The following is a 17,879-nucleotide window of genomic DNA, read 5'->3' as shown; positions in this document are numbered from 1 at the left end:
GCAGGGCGTGAGGACGCTGCCGTGTCCGACCTCACGGCGCGCAAGCCTGCGAGAACAGTATCGACGTTCTCGCAGGCTTCGCCTGTATTCTTGAGAGTATGACTCCCCGATACGAAGCCCCCTCGCGCTCGACGTCCGGAACAGACGCTGACCTCCTCGACCAGCTGCGATACGCGGACGGACGCCCCTACGGCTTCTACAAGAACGCCCTCGGTGCCTGGGATTACGGGGACTTCACCCTTGCCATCGATCACGTGCAGGCCGACCCCTACGCACCACCCTCGTCCCTGCGCGCCTGGTCCACGCCCGAGGCGATGGGACTGCCCGAGGCCGCCCTGGCCTCGTCCGACGCGCGCCTGGCCGCCGCGGACTTTATCGCCCGCTCCTTCGACGAGGCCATCCGCAACCGCGGCACCCGCGATGTCTCTATTGCCCGCGCCGGTGCCCTCATCCTGCAGCGCTCCTACGCGACCGTCATGCCCGACCGCGTCGAGGTGCGCTTCCAGGTCAAGCTCCCCGCGCGAGGCCGCACGATCCTCGGCAAGAGCGCCGCCCGTCTCTTCGACGTGGACGTGCCCAACATCGTCATGGACTGCTTCGACTTCGTGTCGGAGGACCCGGGCACGACACGCAAGCGTTCGCGTCTCCTCGGCCATGTTGCGGCGTACGAGGACTACCGTGCCCTCCAGGGGATCCTTGAGGAACGCGGGTGGGTGTCCTTCGTCGCCGACGAGGCGATGCTCGCGCGCCGCTCCGGCGTTTCCGAAGCACCCCTGTCCGGGGATGGCGTCGTTGCTTTCGCCGCGCCCGAGTCCCTGCGCGCCACCGTCACCCTGCCCCACGCCGGCGACGTGTCCGGCATGGTGATCCCCCCGGGCCTGACCCTCATCGTGGGCGGCGGCTACCACGGCAAGTCCACTCTGCTGGAGGCCATCGCCCAGGGCGTGTACGCCCACGTCCCCGGCGACGGACGCGAGCTCGTCGCCACCGATCCCACCGCGATGAAGGTGCGCGCCGCCGACGGCCGTGCCGTCACGGGCGTCGACATTTCGCCGTTCATCACCCACCTGCCCGGCGGTGCCGACACCACATCCTTCTCCACCGAGAACGCGTCCGGCTCCACCTCGCAGGCCGCCTCCATCATCGAATCCCTCGAGCTGGGTGCGCGCACGCTGCTCATCGACGAGGACACCTCCGCTACCAACCTCCTCATCCGCGACACCCGTATGCGCGACCTCGTCGCCGCCGAGAAGGAACCCATCACCCCCCTCGTCGACCGTGTCTCCTCGCTGACCGAATCCGGGGTTTCTCTCATCATGGTCGTCGGCGGCTCCGGAGCGTTCCTCGACGCAGCTGACCGGGTCCTCATGATGGATAACTACCGCTGCCTCGACGTCACCTCCCGTGCGCGCGAGGTTGTCGCCGACCTTCCGCGCCCCCGCACCGACGAGCCCACCAGCTGGGAGGCGGCACCCCGCGTGCCCGGGGCGAAGGACCGCGTCGACCGGCCGCGCACCAAGGCCTCGGGCACTACGATTCTGACGATTGATCGTTCGACCGTCGATATTTCCGATGTCGCGGGAGTCGTCGACCCCGGGCAGGCCGAGGCCATCGCCTGGTGCGTGCGCGGCGTGCTTGAGGAGATGGCGGGCAAGCAGTCGATGCCCGAGCTCATGGCCAAGCTCGGCCGTCGCCTCGCCTCCGAGGGCCTGGACGCGGTCTGCAAGTTTGGCGCACGGTCTTACCCTGCGTTCTTGGCGCGTCCTCGCCTCATCGACGTGGGTGCGGCGGTCAACCGGTACCGTGGCCTGTCCCTGCGCGAGCCGCGCGGCGAGGTCTCCGAGCCCTAATCGCTGTTGTCTGCCTGCTGGGCCGTGCTGCGCCGTGGGCGGCGGCCCGCCCGCGAGCCGTCTGCGCCGCGAGCTTCGCTCGGCGCGTCGACTCGTTGTCCGGCCAGGCCCCGCCGCCGCCCACTGGCACCGCAGCCAGGCCCTCCGTCTTGCGGTGCCCTCCAATCGCCCGGTGCTGGGGAGGGATGCGCCCAAACTGCAGACCACCTCGGTGAAAATGGGTGAAATTTGGGTGTTTTGGGCGAGGTGGTCTGCGTTTTGGGCACATTGTGATTGTGGGTACGAAGAGGGGCACAGCACGGGACATCGCGGAGACCTTCGATGAGGTATGGGCACCCCTAGCGTGCAACGGCAGACTGGATCCCATTATGGTGGTGGGCGCTATTCTCGCCGTGAGCCGCCGACCGATTGTTATCACCAGAGCCTGGTTGAGGTGCAACATTGTGCGACTGAACTAGTCGCGGCGATACAACGCCCGGATCTGTGCGATGACTTCTTCGGGGTGGGCGAGAGCCTCCCATCGGAAGCGGCGGATCCGCCAGCCCTGCGCTTCGAGTAAGCGCTGGCGGCGCTCCTCGGCCTCGATGGAACGATGGACCGAGTCAACATCGGAACCGTACTTGCCGCGGCCATCAAACTCGATTCCGATCCGGTGCTCCGGAATGGCGATGTCGATGAAGTACCATTTATTCGCCGCTGAAACCGGGTACTGAGTTTCCAACCCCTGCAGGCCACCTTGCACCAGCAGGTAAAGCAAGCGCGATTCACCCGCACTCTCGCACCCTGCATCCGCGTGTGTGACGACCCAACGCGCTGAGATTGCGTGCCTTCTGCCTTGTGAGGATGTGCCGATCAAACGCAGCAGCCGCTCGCGGCTGTGTTCCTCGCGCCGCCGGGAATCATCGCGATAGAAACGCCGATATCGAGCCAGTTCATGCAAGCCGGCACACGCGACGACGAACGCCTCCTCTTCGGCAAGGGACAATGCGCAATCAACAACAGTGTCTTCAAGGGTGATCCCGAGGAAGTCTCCGTCGTGACGAATCATTGCGGGTGATCGTCCGCCCCGAGGCCGGTGGGGCTGCACAGCCATGGCTGGAAAATGCAGTGAACCTGCCTGGATTTTGGGAAGATCAATCGGGCGCGGGTGTTGGTCCGTTGCTGTCGTGACGTGGAGCGGATGTGCGCCCAGGAGGGGCAGGTCGAATAGCCACGCCGCCGTCGGTCCCGAGGCGATGAGGTGGGGGTGCTTGTGCTGAACGGCGGCCAGCCGCGCGAGAGCAACCACCGTGCCTGGGTCAGGGTGTGCGGTAATGGCCTCGGTATCGAGGTAATAGCCCGGTGCAATCCTTATCAGCTTGCCGAGCTGTGCATGTCGAGCGAGTCGGCGGCGCTCGGTACTCGTCGCTCTGGTGGTGGTGTGTGCGTGCCTTGCAATGGCGCGGATTGCAAATGCGTCCATCGTGGTCTCCTTCGACTCACCTCCGATTTTAGGGGTTGTGCCCAAAGTGCAGACCACTTCGGTGAAAATGGGCGAAATTGGGGTGTTTCGGGCGAGGCGGTCTGCATTTTGAGCGCATGAGTGGTGTGCGGTGCGCTCGTGGGCACCGCAGCCAGGCCCCGCCCACGGGTGTTCCGGGCACATAACGCGGGTATTTCAACGGGTGCACCCCTGGGGTAGGGCGACCGAGCATCCCCGAGAATACCCCGGGTGATCTCGGGGATGAATCAGGGGAAACCTCCGTAGCGGTGACGCGCACCGCAGGCGCACGATGGATGCATGAACACGAACACGACAATCGCGCAGGCCCCCGTGGCCGACCAAGAGGCCCCGGCCTCGTCCATCGTCCGACTCCAGGGCGTCTCCAAGATCTACGGAAGCGGCGACGCGCAGGTGCGCGCCCTCGACGACGTGAGTGTCGGCTTCGGTGCCGGCGAATTCACCGCCATCATGGGACCCTCCGGATCGGGCAAGTCCACGATGATGCACATCCTTGCCGGCCTCGACGCCCCCACCTCCGGGCACGTCTTCGTCGAAGACGCCGACATCACCGCCCTCAAAGACACCGCGCTGACCAAGCTGCGCCGCGACCGGATCGGCTTCGTGTTCCAGTCCTTCAACCTGGTGCCCACCCTGGACGCCCGCGCCAATATTCTTCTGCCCATGCGCCTGGCTGGGGCTACTCCTGAGAAGGAATGGTTCGACCTCATCGTCAACTCTTTGGGCATCGCGGACCGATTGAGCCACCGCCCCTCCGAGATGTCTGGTGGTCAGCAGCAGCGCGTCGCCGTCGCCCGAGCGCTCATGAGTCGCCCCGCCGTCATCGTCGCTGACGAACCGACCGGAAACCTCGACTCACACTCGACCTGCGAGGTCATGGACCTGCTGCGCCGCGCCGTCGATGAACTCGGCCAGAGCGTCATCATGGTCACCCATGACACTGCGACCGCCGCCTACGCGGACCGCGTCCTCGTGTGCCGCGACGGCCGCATCGTCTCTGACCTGCGCGACGTCACCGCCGACTCCCTCACCGCGGCGCTGCGCTGACCGCGCGCCCACACCCCAAGGCTCTCCTCATGTCTGCAATAAACTCCCTCCTGCGCGCTAACCTGCGCTCCCATGGCCGCCGCTACGTCTCCACCGGTCTGGCCGTCGCCATCTCCACCGCCTTCATCGTCATCACCCTCATCGTCATGACGGCGATGACCGCGGGCCTGACCTCCAGTGTCTACCAGCAGTATCGAGGCGGCACGATCGTCGTCTCCCAGAACAAGGACGCGACCGACGAGTCGACTCAGCGCGCCGAAGAAATCCTGTCTGCGACCAGCGGCGTCACCGCCATCAAGCACATGGCCCAGTGGCCTGCCGACGCCCAGACCGACGCGACGCGCGCCCGACTCTACGTCTCGCCGCTGGCCCCCAAGCCTTTCGCCGGCCTCGACCTGAGCGCCGGAGCCGCACCGACCGCTGACGACCAGATCACTATCCCGGAGCACACGGCCTCAACCCTCTCACTGAAAGTCGGTGACACCGTCCGTGTGCGCGAAGGATTCACCGAGGGCGACTACCGCACCCTCACCATCGTCGGCACCACGCGCTCGCACACGATCAGCATGGGCATCCCCGCCAGCTACGTGACCGACGGCGGTTTCTCCGCGCTCTTCGAGCACACCGTGTCCGGCCAGTTCATCGTCGCGACTTCCGGTTCGGATGCGGACAGCAACGCAAACCCTCCCGTCGCCACCCAGGACGAGTGGGTGGCGACAGCAAACTCAGCGCTCAGCGGCATCTCGGGCGTGACCGTGACCAGCGTGCACAAGGCAATCCAGGAGGACCTCGACCAGGCGCGTCTGGGAGCATCAGTGACGATGGGAATCATGCTGATCTTCCCAGCGATCGCGGCGCTCGTGGCCTCCATCGTCGTCTCCTCGACATTCCGCGTCGTGCTCACACAGCGCACCCGCGAGCTGGCACTGCTGCGCACGCTGGGAGCCACCAGGCGACAGGTCCGCTCGCTCGTAACCCGAGAGGCACTCGCGATCGGAGCGATCTCGTCCGCGATTGGCGTCGTGCTCGGCTGGCTGATTGGCGCGCTCACGGAGACGGGAACAGGCCTGGCCTCTAGCATTGGTGAGGCGCTGGCAGGCACCTCCGTCTGGCAGCTCGCCCTCACGTGGCTGGGGGCTACCCTGTTCACGACCCTGGTCGGCGTCTTCCCTGCCCGCGCTGCCTCCCGCGTCGCGCCCGTCGCCGCCCTCGCCCCCGTGAACGAGGCCGGGGCCGCCGCCCGCAAGAAGCACACCGTCCGCTTCATCATCGGCGCGCTCATCGCTGTGGCCGGTTGCGCTGCTGTGGCGGCTGCGTGGCGCTCGGATAGCGGCGGCACGAAATTCCTCGGGGCATTCGGCGGGTCGCTCCTGGCGCTCCTTGGTGCGCTGCTCGTCGCCTCCGTGCTGCTGCCCGCTCTCACCCGTGCGTTCGGCGCGGCCTTCCCGGGCACCCTGTCCGCCATGGCCCGCGAGAACACGATGCGCAACCCCGGCCGCACCTCCGCGACCGGCACCGCGATTATCATCGGCGTGACCCTCGTCGTCACCATCATGGTCGGCGCCGCGTCCGTGCGCACCACCCTGACAAACGCCGTGAACGACGCCCGCCCCTTCGACCTCATGGCCGTGTCTACCTCCGGAGCGCTCACCGACGACCAGCAGGCCGCCATCGCGGCCACCGACGGCGTGGCCGCCACCGTCGCTCAGTACGCCGCCCCCGGCACCCTGACGACCACCTCGGGCGCGCCCGCCTACGCCGGACCCGAGGGAGCCGGCTCGCAGGACGAGGCCCAGGCCTCGTCGGTGTTGATCACCGGAGAACCCGACTACACGGGCGTCACCCACTCGACCGTCACCCAGCTGGGCGATAACCAGGTGCGCGTCGGCGACGAGGCCCTGGCTGGGCAGACGCTGCGCCTGTGCGCCGACACGTGCGTGGACCTGAGCGCCACCTACGACAAGAATGGTGGAGTTGGTCAGGCCCAGGTCTCTGAGAAGACACTGAGGTCTATCGCGACGTCGCTCGAGCGCCAGGCGATCATCATCAAGATGGCCGATGGGGCCGACGCCGAGACCGTCCAGGCCGCGCTGCTCAAGGACTCGCACCTGAGCGTCAACGGCTCCGCCCTGGAACGCCAGATGTACACGAAGATCATCGACCAGCTGATGCTCGTCCTCGTCGGACTGCTGGGCGTGTCCGTCCTCGTGTCGCTTGTGGGCGTGGCTAACACGCTGTCTCTGTCGGTTGCCGAACGCACCCGTGAGAACGGCCTGCTGCGGGCCCTTGGCCTGACGAAACGCCAGATGAAGAGGCTCCTCGCCCTCGAGGCACTGTTCCTGTCGATGACCGGTGCGCTCATCGGTGTTGGCATGGGTGTTGCCTTCGGGTGGGTCGGCGTTATGAGCCTGCCGATCGATGGGACCACTCCCGTGCTGAGCGTGCCCTGGCTGCAGCTGGTCGGCGTGTGTGTCGTCGCGATTGTTTCCGCGCTGATCGCCTCGTGGCTGCCCGGTCGCCGAGCTGCGAAGGTTAGCCCCTCGGAGGCGCTCGCGACGGAGTGATAACAGCCCGTTGAATAACCGGTGTTGATGACGGGTGGGGTGTCGAGAGGCGCCCCACCCGTTGTCATGTTGTGCTGCGTGGTGTTGCTTGTGGCCCCGCTGGTGTTCCTGGCGCCGGAGGCCCCGGCCGCCGCGTGGCCTGCCTTGATGGGCCGGGCCGCTGTGTGTGCCGGTGGGCGGCGGCCCGCCCGCGAGATCGCCACACGCGAGCTTCGCTCGGAGTGGTCGATCTCCAGGCCCGCCCTGGCCCTGCCGCCGCCCGCCGGCACCGCGGCCAGACCCTCTTGTGCCCTCCGGTCCCTCCGGCACCCTCCGCACCGGTGGGACCGGTGTGCTCAGGGTGATCCGCGTCGGCTCGTTGTCCGGCCAGGCTTAGCTGCGCCTCAGCACTCGACGACGTTGACCGCCAGCCCTCCCTCGGATGTTTCCTTGTACTTGGAGAGCATGTCGTTACCCGTCTGGCGCATTGTTTCGATGACGACATCCAGGCTCACGGTGTGGCGCCCGTCCCCCCACAGGGCCATGCGTGCGGCGTTGATCGCCTTGACAGCCGCGATGGCGTTGCGTTCGATGCATGGCACCTGGACGAGGCCGGCCACGGGGTCGCAGGTGAGTCCCAGGGAGTGCTCCATTGCGATTTCCGCGGCGTTCTCGACCTGCTGGGGGCTCCCTCCCAGCGCCTGGGCCAGGCCGGCAGCGGCCATCGCTGAGGCGGAGCCGACCTCCCCCTGGCAGCCGACTTCGGCCCCCGCGATGGAGGCGTTCGTCTTGATGAGTGCGCCGATCGCGGTGGCCGCGAGTAGGAAGTCATGCACAAGGGTGCGGCGATGCTCCCGGAACGTCTCATCGTCCTCGTGTTCGCAGTCCTCAGTGGCACCTGCCTGGCTGCCGGAGAGCCGGATGTGAGAGAGCGGCGCAATCGAGCCGTCGCGCGTATCCGGACCCGCCGCAACACCCGGGGTTGATCCCGTCTCGGGGCAGTGGGTGACGAGATAGCCCAGGACGGCCGGAATCACGCCTGCCGCGCCGTTCGTCGGTGCGGTCACGACCCTGTGTCCCGCGGCGTTCTCCTCGTTCACGGCGAGGGCGAAAAGGTTGACCCAGTCCATCGCGCGCATCGGATCGGCCGTCGTGGAGACCCATGCCCGCGCGTCACCGGGCACCCCCTGCCCCGTTTCGGCGGTCGCGGGGGACGATGGGCCGAGGAGGCGCCTGGCGAGCTTTCCGGCGAGCGCTTGCGCACGGCGGGGGACGTCGAGTCCTCCCGGGAGGATGCCCGTCGCGGACGTTCCCGCGTCCACGCAGTCGAACATTGTGTCGGCGATGCGGTCAAGGTAGGCGTCCAGGGTCTCGCGGGGGCGCACCGCCTCCTCGTTGGCGCGCACCAGCTCAGCGATGCTCTTGCCCTCCGCATCGCACTGGGCCAACAGCTGGCTACCCGAAGCGAAAGGATAGGGCGCGGGGACGTCAATGCCGACGCTGGTTTGGCCGGATGCTAGCGACGAAACCTCGGGGTTGTCGGTGTCGTCGTTGGTCTGGGTCATCACGAAGCCGCCTCCCACCGAGTAGTAGGTTCGCCGCAGGATGATGTGTGTGTCTGCGTCGGTGGCGGTGATGGTGAGAGCATTGACATGGTAGGGCAGGACCGTGCGCGCAACGAAGCGGATATCGCGTGCAACGTCAAGAGTGACCTGGGCTCCGCTGGGCAGCGTCAGCGTCCCGGTGCTCGCCAGGGTCGGCAGGATCGATTCGACGGTCGAGATGTCGACGGTTTCCGGATCGTAGCCCGCCAGGCCGAGGAGTACTGCGCGGTCCGTGGAGTGGCCGCGTCCGGTGGCTCCAAGGGAGCCGAAGAGGTCGATTGTGATGTGGCATGGAGGGGGGAGAGTCGTCAGCTCAGTCGTGAAGGCGAGCCCGGCACGCATGGGGCCGACCGTGTGGGACGAGGAGGGACCGATCCCGATACGGAACATGTCGAAGACCGACAGGGGGTGAGGCGCGTCGTGCGCGGCGATGTGGCCGGACACGATCGCGGCCGGGGTCGGACGCGAGGAATCGTAGGTGGTGACGGGCGTATCCAGAGCGACGGGGCGTAGGTCCATGCTCTCTATTCTGCAGTAGTCGTGGCCCGGTGCCTGGACTCAAGGAGTTTGGGGTTGCGTACGTATCAGGAGGGGAGGTGCGAGGGGGTATGGTCGGATGTGAAGTCATCTCTCCTGTCAGTTACCCGTGTTCGATAGCCGTTAACTGTCAGCTGTCTAGGTGGATGTTAGCCCGAGTGTATAATCTATTATAACGGTTGGTAATTAAGAGAAATCGCGCAACAAGATACGACAGGTGAAATGCTTCGGGGAATGAAATGGCGACTTTTGTGAAACAGATAATGCAGAGTTGCATTTTTCGGTAACTGTGGCGTATTGTTCTCCATGTCAAAGATATCGAGTGATTGCCCGTCCCTCCCAGCGAGGCTCGCAATCGCGACATATGAGCCAATCGAGGGGAAAATCTCGATGGCGATCGGGTGGCGATGAGATCGCGATTCGCTTAAGTGAAAGCGTCTCATCGGCGAGCGCCCGATCGTTGCGGATTAACCCTCGTTGCGGTCGTGTTGACCGGTGGCGACGGCCTGGCCTGCGAGCTGTCAAGAGCTTGCGGAGCTCACGCGCTCGCTGGATGACACTCGCGCTCGTGCTCGGGGGCGTCAGCCTCCCCTTGAAGACTTACGTCTCACACATCACACACAGGAGAATAAGGAAAACAATGAGCACCACGAAGACCCGCCGCAGCGTGAGCCTGCTCGCGGCCTTTGCCGTCGCCGCCGGCGCGCTGGCCCTGCCCGCCGCCGCGTCGCAGGCAACCCCCACCTTCGGGCTGGCTGCCACGACTGAGCGCCCGGCCTCCCTGGTCGACCTCGACCCCGCCAAGACCGGCTCGATCACCATCCACAAGCTGGTCAAGCAGGACGACAACGGCACCAAGGAAGGCAACGGCCTCCTCGACCCGAGCGCGACTGGCAAGCCGCTGGCCGGCGCGACCTTCACCGTCGAGAAGCTGACCTCGGTCGACCTGACCAAGCAGGAGGGCTGGGAGAAGCTCGCCAACTACCGCAAGGGTAAGGGCGACGAGAAGATCTCGGCGAACGCCGCCGCCATCGCGGCCGCCCGCGCCGACGGCACCGGCACGCCCGTGTCCATGACGACCGGGGATGACGGCCTCGCCACCTTCAACAACCTCGCTCTGGGCGCCTACATCGTCACCGAGACCCAGACCCCCGCCGGATACACCGGCTCGCGCCCCTTCATCATCACGGTGCCGATGACGCACCCCACCGAGCTGAACAACTGGGTCTACGACGTTCACGCCTACCCGAAGAATGCCAAGGTCAACGTTGAGAAGGAGGTCGACGACGCTCAGACGCCCGCCGTCGGCTCCCCGATCTCCTACACCATCACCGCCGATGTGCCCGACGCCCCGGTCGTGGACTACTACAACGTCGTCGACCAGTACGACAAGCGCGTGAACCTGCCCGAGAATCAGATCGAGCTGCGCATGGTCGAAGCCAAGGACGGCGATGTTCCCCTGGTCAAGGGTGAGGACTACACCCTGATCCCGGCCGTGGGCACGGATGGCAAGACCAACTTCTGGACCGCCGAGTTCACCGAGGCCGGCCGCAAGAAGATGATCGCCCAGCGCAAGAGCAGCGACACCAAGATCGTCATGTCGCTGGAGGGTACTCTCAAGGAAAAGATCGGCGACGAGGGTCTGGTTGAGAACAAGGCCATCCTCCTGCCCGGCGCTCCCGCCAACAACTGGACGCCCGGCAGCGGCGAGGTTCCCCCGCCGGAATACCCGAACGCCAAGGTTGTCTCCAAGTTCGGCAAGGTGACGATCACCAAGACCTCCTCCGTTGACGAGACCAAGAAGCTCCAGGGCGCCGAGTTCCAGGTCTACAAGTGCACGCCTAAGGCCAAGCCCGCCAATAACTTCGAGTCGGTGGACGCCACCCTCGAGACCAAGCTGACCGTCGCCGGCAAGGACACCTTCGTGACCGACGACCAGGGCAAGGTCACGATCGACGGCCTGCGTAACAACGACTGGGAAGACAACGAGGAAGTGGCTGACCCCGGCTACTACTGCCTGGTTGAGACCAAGGCTCCCGACGGCTTCGAGCTGCAGTCCCGTCCGATCGCCTTCCAGGTCCTGGCGTCCAACTCCACCAAGGACAACAAGTACACCCTCGAGACCACCGTCAAGGACGTGCCGAAGAACGGCGGCTTCAACCTGCCGCTGACCGGTGCTGCCGGTGTCGGCGTGCTCATCGGTACGGGTGCGCTCCTCGTGGCTGGTTCTGGCGCGATCGTGCTGGCCAACAAGCGCCGCAAAGAGCAGGCTGACGCCTGATCCGCGCTAGCACACGGGGGTGCGGCTCGCAGGCCGCACCCCCGTGCATGCAACGAACATCCGCCTCTGGTGAGGCGACATCCCAATGACTCAGCTGGAGCGCCAGCACGAATGGAGAACGCGTGAGTAAGCAAGCGTCCGATCAGTCGAAGACCCCCCTCAAGGTCCGTCTTCTGACGATCGCGCCCCCCGTTCTCCTCCTGGCCGGCATCCTCGTCCTGCTCTACCCGGTCCTGGCCACCCAGTACAACAATCATCGCCAGTCCCAGATTGCCGAGCAGTTCAGCGCGGTGGCCGAGGAGGTTGGCCCCGACGCGGTCGCAGAGAGCCTGAGCCGCGCCGACGAATACAACCGCGCGGCCGCGGAGGCGCCCATCCTTGACCCCTGGTTGGATGCGCAGCGCCCCGACACCGTCCAGTACCGGGAGTACCTCTCTCAGCTTGACTTGAACGACGTCATGGCGACCGTCAAGATCCCATCCATCGACGTCAATCTTCCGATCTACCACGGAACCGACACCGCGACCCTCGACAAGGGTGTCGGCCATCTGTTCGGCACAGCCCTCCCCGTGGGTGGGGAGTCCACCCACACCGTCCTCACAGGCCACACGGGCCTGGGGACGGCCACGATCTTTGATGAACTCACGAGCGTGCAGATGGGCGAGTTCTTCTACATTGAGACCGCCGGCCGCCACCTGAAGTATCAGGTCACCGACATCCGCGTGGTGCTGCCCAATGAGACAGAGTCCCTGAACAAGGTGGAGGGTAAGGACCTGGCCACCCTGATCACGTGTACTCCCTACGGAGTCAACACGCACCGCCTCCTCGTGACGGGCGAAAGGGTCCCCATGGATGACGTGGACGCCCAGGCCGAGGCCGAGCAGGTTCACTCCCGCGTCCTGCAGCCCTGGATGATCGCCGTCCTCGCCTCCGTTGCAGTGATCCTGTGCGTCGCCGGATGGATCTGGCTGCGCGCGCGCAAGCGGACTCGGGAAACGCTGGAGGCGGCGCAAACGCCGGAAGCCTTGGCTGTGGCGGAGGATGCCGCAGCCCCCAAAGAAAACGACGCGTCAATTGGCGAGTAAGCTCACTAGCGCGCTCGTTGTCCGAACAAATATAATTACCTTAGAACCGTAGAAGATACTTGGAGAACTGATGCAGTATCGCCCCAACGCCCGCATTGTGCGACATGCGAGGGCCGCGATCACGCCTCGTCGATACGGCGTGCGGGTCCTCATCGTAGCCGCGCTCGCCGCGCTCGTCGCGATGCCCGGCCTGCTGGCCTCCCCGACCCAGGCCGGCCCGACCCTCGAAAGTGCCGGATCAGACGAGGTCGTCTTCGATCGGACCGAGGGACGCATCGGTCCCGCCATTCTCAACGACTCTCCGACCGACCGCACGACCGCCGTCGCCGACCACGCATTCTTCGGCGTCGTGCGCGGCATGAGCGTCTTCGACTCCAGGGACCGCAACCAGTACTCGCAGGCTCACCAGCCGGGCGTGGCCCAGCGCTGGCTGAAGGCCGACGTCGCCAAGCGTGGGGACTACTGGTCCTACATCACCCGAGGCGTCGCGTGGGACTACCACATCAATCCCTACGGCTACCGGGGGGAGTACAGGGACAACGTCATCTCTGCCTCGACCACGAGCGCCCTGGGCTACAAGCCCAACAACCCCGGCAAGTCCGCGCTCAACAGCACCTTCCTGATCGGCACCGTCCGACACAACAACTTCCCGATCTGGTCGGCGATCCACTACGTGCACGCCTCCTTCGACATTCGCATCGGAGACCTCGAAGAATCCTTCCCCTTCGACCAGCACGAGACCACCAACGATAACGACACGACCGCCGTGGCGAATCAAGGTGGAGCCTACAGGTACTACTCGCAGGCGTACTCCGCCCGCTCGTGCCCCGCGGAGGCACCCTACTACGCCCTCATCCGCGGATACGGGGAGAACACCTGGTTCTGCTTCCAGCACGTGGGCCCCGGCTACGGCAACTACGACATCTACACCAACCAGCCGAACTACTACCCCAACTACGTGGATGTTCCGGGGCACACGCCCGAATCTGACGACGTGCTCACCGTGAACAAGACCACCTCGGACCGCACCCTCGTCGTTGACGGCATCCCCTACCGCCTCTTCCTCTGGGGCTTCGTTCCCAGCGCCGACGGCAACTGCCCCGCCGAGCCGCCCGCGGGCTCGGAACCCGTCAACACCTTCACCACGAAGGAGAATCAAACCTCCTACGGATGCCTCTACGGAGAGTTTCGTCAGGAGCGATTCCTGCGCATCGCGAAGAACGTCACCGAGGACTCCGGAGCCCCCGGCGAGGAGATCCCCGCCTTCAACTTCACGACCCTGCCCGCCGGCGACTGGAAGGCCCCCGAGGGAGCGCCCCTGCCCAACGAGGCACAGGCCGACACCTACATCAGTCCCGGATCCTTCTCCGACTTCTCCCTCAAGCCCACCGCCTACGGCAACGGCGGCACGGTCCTGAGCGGATACCAGTCCTTCATCCCCGGAAAGTCCCAGTTCATCGTCGCCGAGACCGGACCCACGATCCCCGGCAGGAACCCGATCGCGCCCGGCCAGCCCGGCTACTACGGCCCCTGGCCAGTCAGCGATGATCCCAACGCCGCGCAGTGGAAGCTCTCGGAGGTCACCTGCGTCAACGGAGTTGGCGACCGAGTGAACGTCACGCGCGACCCGGCCACCGGCGGCATCGACTTCTCCGCCGTGCCCCCCGCTTCCTCGGCCAAGGCTCTGCCGGTGACCTGCACCTTCACCAACCAGAAGCAGGCCCCCAAGATCCGCATCGAGAAGAGCATCGAAAGCGTCAAGGACGCTTTCACCCCCAACATCACCGTCACCTATCGCATCACCGCCACCAACGACGGGACCCTGAAAGGAACCACCGGACAACTGTCCGACTCCCCCTCCTTCGCTCCGGGACTGAAGGAACGCTCCGTCAGGATCGCCACGACCCTGGAAGGACTCGACAGCGCCACCCCAACGCGCTACGGCCCCTACACCCTCACCGAGGGCACGGACCTCGAACCGGGTGCCCAGGCCACCTGGTACATCCGTATGCATGTGGCACGCAACAAAAGGACCCCGGGTTACAGTGAGCCCGCACTGGAGTGCGCCTCCGACAATGGGCACCTGACGCCCAGGCGCGGCCTCTATAACTCGGTGAGTGGCCCCTACGATTACGACGGAAGCGCCAACAACGAGGCGTGCGCTCCCGTGCGTCCTCGCTACATCCGCATCGAGAAGGCCGGCACACAACCCGTTGGCACGCCGAACGACGATGGAACCTACCCGCTTAAGGGTGCTGCCTTCGCGATCTACGACAACGCTGAACTCAAGGGAACGCCCGTCAGCGTCGTCGACGGTGGCCCCACCTTCCTGAGCGACCCCCTGGCCCCTGACACCAACTACTGGCTCGTCGAGACACGCGCGCCAGCCGGACACGCGCTTCTCCCCAGGCCCGTCCCATTCCGAATCAGCGTCGGAAACGACGCGGACGCGACCACCGTCCTCACGGCGGAGTTCGGTCCCGACGAGGGCTTTTCCTCCGTGCGCGTCCTGCCGGCGAAGCCCGGGGTGAGCGGTGAGGCGGGGGCCCCCGGCATCCGTATCGTCGACACCCAGGTGGGCACGCTGCCCGTCGCAGGCGGATACGGCGTCTACCCCCACGTCGCGGGAGGAGTCGGCATGATTGCCCTTGCTGGAGCGTGCATGTGGGCGCGTAAGCGCCAGCGCGTCAGCCAGTCCTGACAAGGCCGATAGGCTAGCGAGACCCCCGAACCACCGGTCCGGGGGTCTCGCTGCATGCGGGGCGAGCGCGCCCGGGGCGCTGCCGTCGCCTAACATTGAGGGCATGAATCTGCGCATGCCCGAACGCGTCCGCGTCGACGCCGTCATCCAGGCCGCCATGGACATGGAGGCCGCCCCTTTCCTACACGAGCTTGCCCCCCTCGGTGACGCTGAGACACCCGACGCGGTGCTCGGCGGGTCGCGCATGACCCAGCGATTTGCCCTCGGGGAGCTCGAAGGGAAGAGTGTCCTGGTGGTCACCTCGGGCATCGGGCTGGCGAACGCCGCCTGCGCCACCGCCCGCGCCCTCACCCTCGTCGATACTCCCATGGTGATCGCGGCGGGTACGACCGGTGGACTCGCGCGTGACATCAACGTCGGTGACATCGCCGCTGGAACGACCACCATCTACGGGCAGGCGGATGCAACCGCGTTTGGATACGCGCCGGGACAGATCCCACAGATGCCCGTCGACTACACCTCATCCGAGGCGGCGGCAGCGCGACTGGACGACCTGTCCGACGTGATCTCCCACCGGGTGCGAATCGGCCAGGTTCTTTCCTCAGACTCCTTCTGCACACAGGAACACGCCGAACCCATGCGTCGGCGCTTCCCCGACGCCATTGCCACCGACATGGAGACCTGCGCGATGGCCCAAGTATGCTGGTCCGCCGGCGTCGACTGGATCTCTTTGCGAGCCGTCTCTGACCTGTGTGAGCCCAGCGCCGACCAGGCGTTCCACATGGATGGCAAACGCGCGGCCTCCCACAGCGCCGACGCGGTTGCCGCCTACCTGAGGATGCTATGAACACCAACGATCGCCCCACCCGAATCCTCATGGTGTGTACCGGCAACATCTGCCGCTCCACTATGGCCCACGCCATCGCCGAACAGAGCGCCGCTCAAGCCGGTATCCGCATCGTCGTTGACAGCGCTGGAGTCTCAGACGAGGAACGTGGGAACCCCATCGACCCTCGGGCCGCACGGGTCCTGCGCGATGCCGGATATGACGTTCCCGACCATCGTGCGCGCCAGGTCAGCGCCGCGGAGCTGGACCAGTGGGACCTTGTCCTGGCAATGACTGGCCGACACCTGAGCGCTCTGCAGCGCCTCGCGAACCGCGCTGGAACTGCTTACCGCAGTAGCGCTGCCGCCGGGAGCGATGGGCATGACCGTGGACCGCTCATCTGCCTGTACAGGGACTTTGACCCCGAGGGAAGCGGGGATGTCCCCGATCCTTGGTACGGAGGCCACCAGGACTTTGTCGACACCCGCGAAGTGATCGAGCGGGTCACGCCCCGCTTGCTTTCCTTCGTGTCGCAGGGCGTGCTGCGCTCCTAGTCGGGAAGACTCGCCCCGGCCTCGGTCAGTAGCGCCCGAATCTGGTCCTCGAGGCCCGAGGTTCCCCTGCCCATCGAGCGCAGCTGCCCGTCAGGCCCCGCCAGGTAGTGGGTCGGCCACGCGTTTGCGCCGTACGCCTGGAAGGCCTCCAGCTCGGGGTCCAGCGCCACCGGGTAGGTGATGCCCAGACGGGACACGGCGCCACTGACGACGGACGCTTCGCGCTCGTGGGCCTGCTGCGGGGAGTGTACGCCGATCACAACGAGGCCAGCGTCCTTGTACTTCTCGTAGATGCGCTCGATCTCGGGAATCTCGCGCGCGCAGTTGACGCACGAACTCGACCAAAAGTCGACGAGGGTCACCGTGCCGTGAGGCTCTCCCAGGGAGTTGAGCCACTCCGAGGCGCCGATCGCGGGGAGGGTGCCGCAATCCTTCGCCCCGCTGCGCGCGCACTGCGCGAAGTCGGTGCTCGCCTGGACCTCGTGTTCGGGCTCGCACGCGCCGTCCTCGCAGGCGCCCTCCGTGCCCGCCTGGAGCGAGGCGGTGTAGTCCGGAACCATCCGCTGCAGGGCAGCGGGAGCGTCCGTCGCGATGCCCAGTGCGAGTGCGATCATCGCGACGCCAGCGGCGATTCGCAGGGGACGTTGACGGGTCTTGAGGAAGCGGGCAGCGACGCCCGAACCGGCGAGAGCGACAATCAGAAGGGGGATCGACACGCCCACCGCGAAGGACACCGCCAGCCCAATGACGTGCCACGTGATCTGGCCCGAGTTAGAGGCAACGATGATCGAGGTCAGCACCGGACCCGCGCAGGGCACGAAGACCGCGCCCAGGACGAGGCCGAGGCCAAATCCGGCGCTGTTTCCCGTCGTTCGGGGAGCCAGGCGTGCGAAGGGGCGTTCCAACACCTCCATGACCTTCGGGACGATCATGCCGATTCCCACGGCCGCCAGCAGGACGATACCTGTCCAGCGGATCAGAGTCTGCGGAAGGTGCAGGAGGCTCAACAGGGCCGACCCCGCCACCGTGATCAGAAGGAAAGAGGTCACCAGGCCCAAGACGATGAGCACGGGGCGACGGGTCACCGACTCGGAGCCGTCGGCCTTGACCGCCGCCTGCGCGCGGGTCGCGCTCTCGCCGCCGAGGTTCACACCCGGGGCGAGTCGGAACAGTGACGGATCCGGGCCCGCCTGGCCGGCTTCGGAGGAAGTCCCTCTCCCTGTGCGCGTCGAATCGCTGCCGCTGGCAGCCCCCAGGAACAGCGCGGGCAGGACGGGAAGGATGCACGGGGAAATGCCCGTGATGAAGCCACCGAGAAGGCCAAGCAAGAGGAACATAGGTTCACCTTAC

The 17,879-nt window shown here is 66.1% G+C and carries 11 protein-coding genes; 8 read left to right on the top strand and 3 right to left on the bottom strand.

Going from position 1 to position 17,879, the window contains the following annotated elements; all coding sequences use genetic code 11:
* The first annotated feature begins 98 nt into the window (after positions 1-98).
* Entirely contained in the window at positions 99-1,850 is a 1,752-nt protein-coding gene (locus tag RDV55_RS04245; RefSeq protein ID WP_111823169.1) for an ABC-ATPase domain-containing protein, read from the top strand.
* Between the two features lie 454 nt (positions 1,851-2,304).
* Here RDV55_RS04245 and RDV55_RS04240 read toward each other — a convergent pair whose 3' ends face one another.
* Positions 2,305-3,312 (bottom strand): DUF559 domain-containing protein, encoded by a 1,008-nt coding sequence (locus RDV55_RS04240; RefSeq protein WP_165835834.1) that lies wholly within the window; start codon positions 3,310-3,312, stop codon positions 2,305-2,307.
* 318 nt (positions 3,313-3,630) lie between these two features.
* Between RDV55_RS04240 and RDV55_RS04235 the strand changes: the two genes are divergently transcribed.
* Both RDV55_RS04235 and RDV55_RS04230 read left to right on the top strand, forming a co-directional pair.
* The gene (locus RDV55_RS04235) at positions 3,631-4,398 is read left to right on the top strand and encodes an ABC transporter ATP-binding protein (RefSeq protein WP_111823167.1); all 768 of its coding nucleotides are present in this window, start codon (positions 3,631-3,633) and stop codon (positions 4,396-4,398) included.
* A gap of 29 nt (positions 4,399-4,427) precedes the next feature.
* Positions 4,428-6,962 carry an FtsX-like permease family protein gene (locus RDV55_RS04230; RefSeq protein ID WP_111823166.1) on the top strand — a complete coding sequence of 845 codons (2,535 nt, stop codon included), beginning with the start codon at positions 4,428-4,430 and terminating at the stop codon, positions 6,960-6,962.
* A 383-nt stretch (positions 6,963-7,345) separates the two neighbouring features.
* Here the strand turns inward: RDV55_RS04230 and RDV55_RS04225 are convergent, their stop codons facing one another.
* Complete coding sequence (locus RDV55_RS04225) at positions 7,346-9,064, bottom strand: L-serine ammonia-lyase, iron-sulfur-dependent, subunit alpha (RefSeq protein ID WP_111823164.1); 1,719 nt, start codon at positions 9,062-9,064, stop codon at positions 7,346-7,348.
* 658 nt (positions 9,065-9,722) lie between these two features.
* Here RDV55_RS04225 and RDV55_RS04220 point away from each other — a divergent pair.
* The 5 genes from RDV55_RS04220 to RDV55_RS04200 all read left to right on the top strand — a co-directional run bounded on the left by RDV55_RS04220 (position 9,723) and on the right by RDV55_RS04200 (position 16,529).
* Positions 9,723-11,363 (top strand): SpaH/EbpB family LPXTG-anchored major pilin, encoded by a 1,641-nt coding sequence (locus RDV55_RS04220; protein WP_165835833.1) that lies wholly within the window; start codon positions 9,723-9,725, stop codon positions 11,361-11,363.
* Positions 11,364-11,485: 122 nt separating this feature from the next.
* On the top strand, positions 11,486-12,448 hold the full coding sequence (locus RDV55_RS04215) for a class C sortase (RefSeq protein WP_111823162.1): 963 nt from the start codon (positions 11,486-11,488) through the stop codon (positions 12,446-12,448).
* 70 nt (positions 12,449-12,518) lie between these two features.
* Complete coding sequence (locus RDV55_RS04210) at positions 12,519-15,149, top strand: SpaA isopeptide-forming pilin-related protein (RefSeq protein WP_111823161.1); 2,631 nt, start codon at positions 12,519-12,521, stop codon at positions 15,147-15,149.
* A 103-nt stretch (positions 15,150-15,252) separates the two neighbouring features.
* Positions 15,253-15,996 (top strand): 5'-methylthioadenosine/S-adenosylhomocysteine nucleosidase, encoded by a 744-nt coding sequence (gene mtnN, locus RDV55_RS04205; protein WP_111823160.1) that lies wholly within the window; start codon positions 15,253-15,255, stop codon positions 15,994-15,996.
* On the top strand, positions 15,993-16,529 hold the full coding sequence (locus RDV55_RS04200) for a low molecular weight protein-tyrosine-phosphatase (RefSeq protein WP_111823159.1): 537 nt from the start codon (positions 15,993-15,995) through the stop codon (positions 16,527-16,529). Before mtnN ends, RDV55_RS04200 begins: the two co-directional genes overlap by 4 nt.
* Here the strand turns inward: RDV55_RS04200 and RDV55_RS04195 are convergent.
* Entirely contained in the window at positions 16,526-17,866 is a 1,341-nt protein-coding gene (locus RDV55_RS04195) for a cytochrome c biogenesis protein/redoxin (RefSeq protein WP_111823158.1), read from the bottom strand. The genes RDV55_RS04200 and RDV55_RS04195 overlap by 4 nt on opposite strands.
* Positions 17,867-17,879 lie beyond the last annotated feature (13 nt).

Origin of the sequence: Schaalia odontolytica (genome assembly GCF_031191545.1) — a bacterium.
GTDB classification, from domain to species: domain Bacteria; phylum Actinomycetota; class Actinomycetes; order Actinomycetales; family Actinomycetaceae; genus Pauljensenia; species Pauljensenia odontolytica.
Note: the sequence above shows the minus strand (reverse complement) of the source record. Positions and strands in the feature narration are given on the sequence as shown.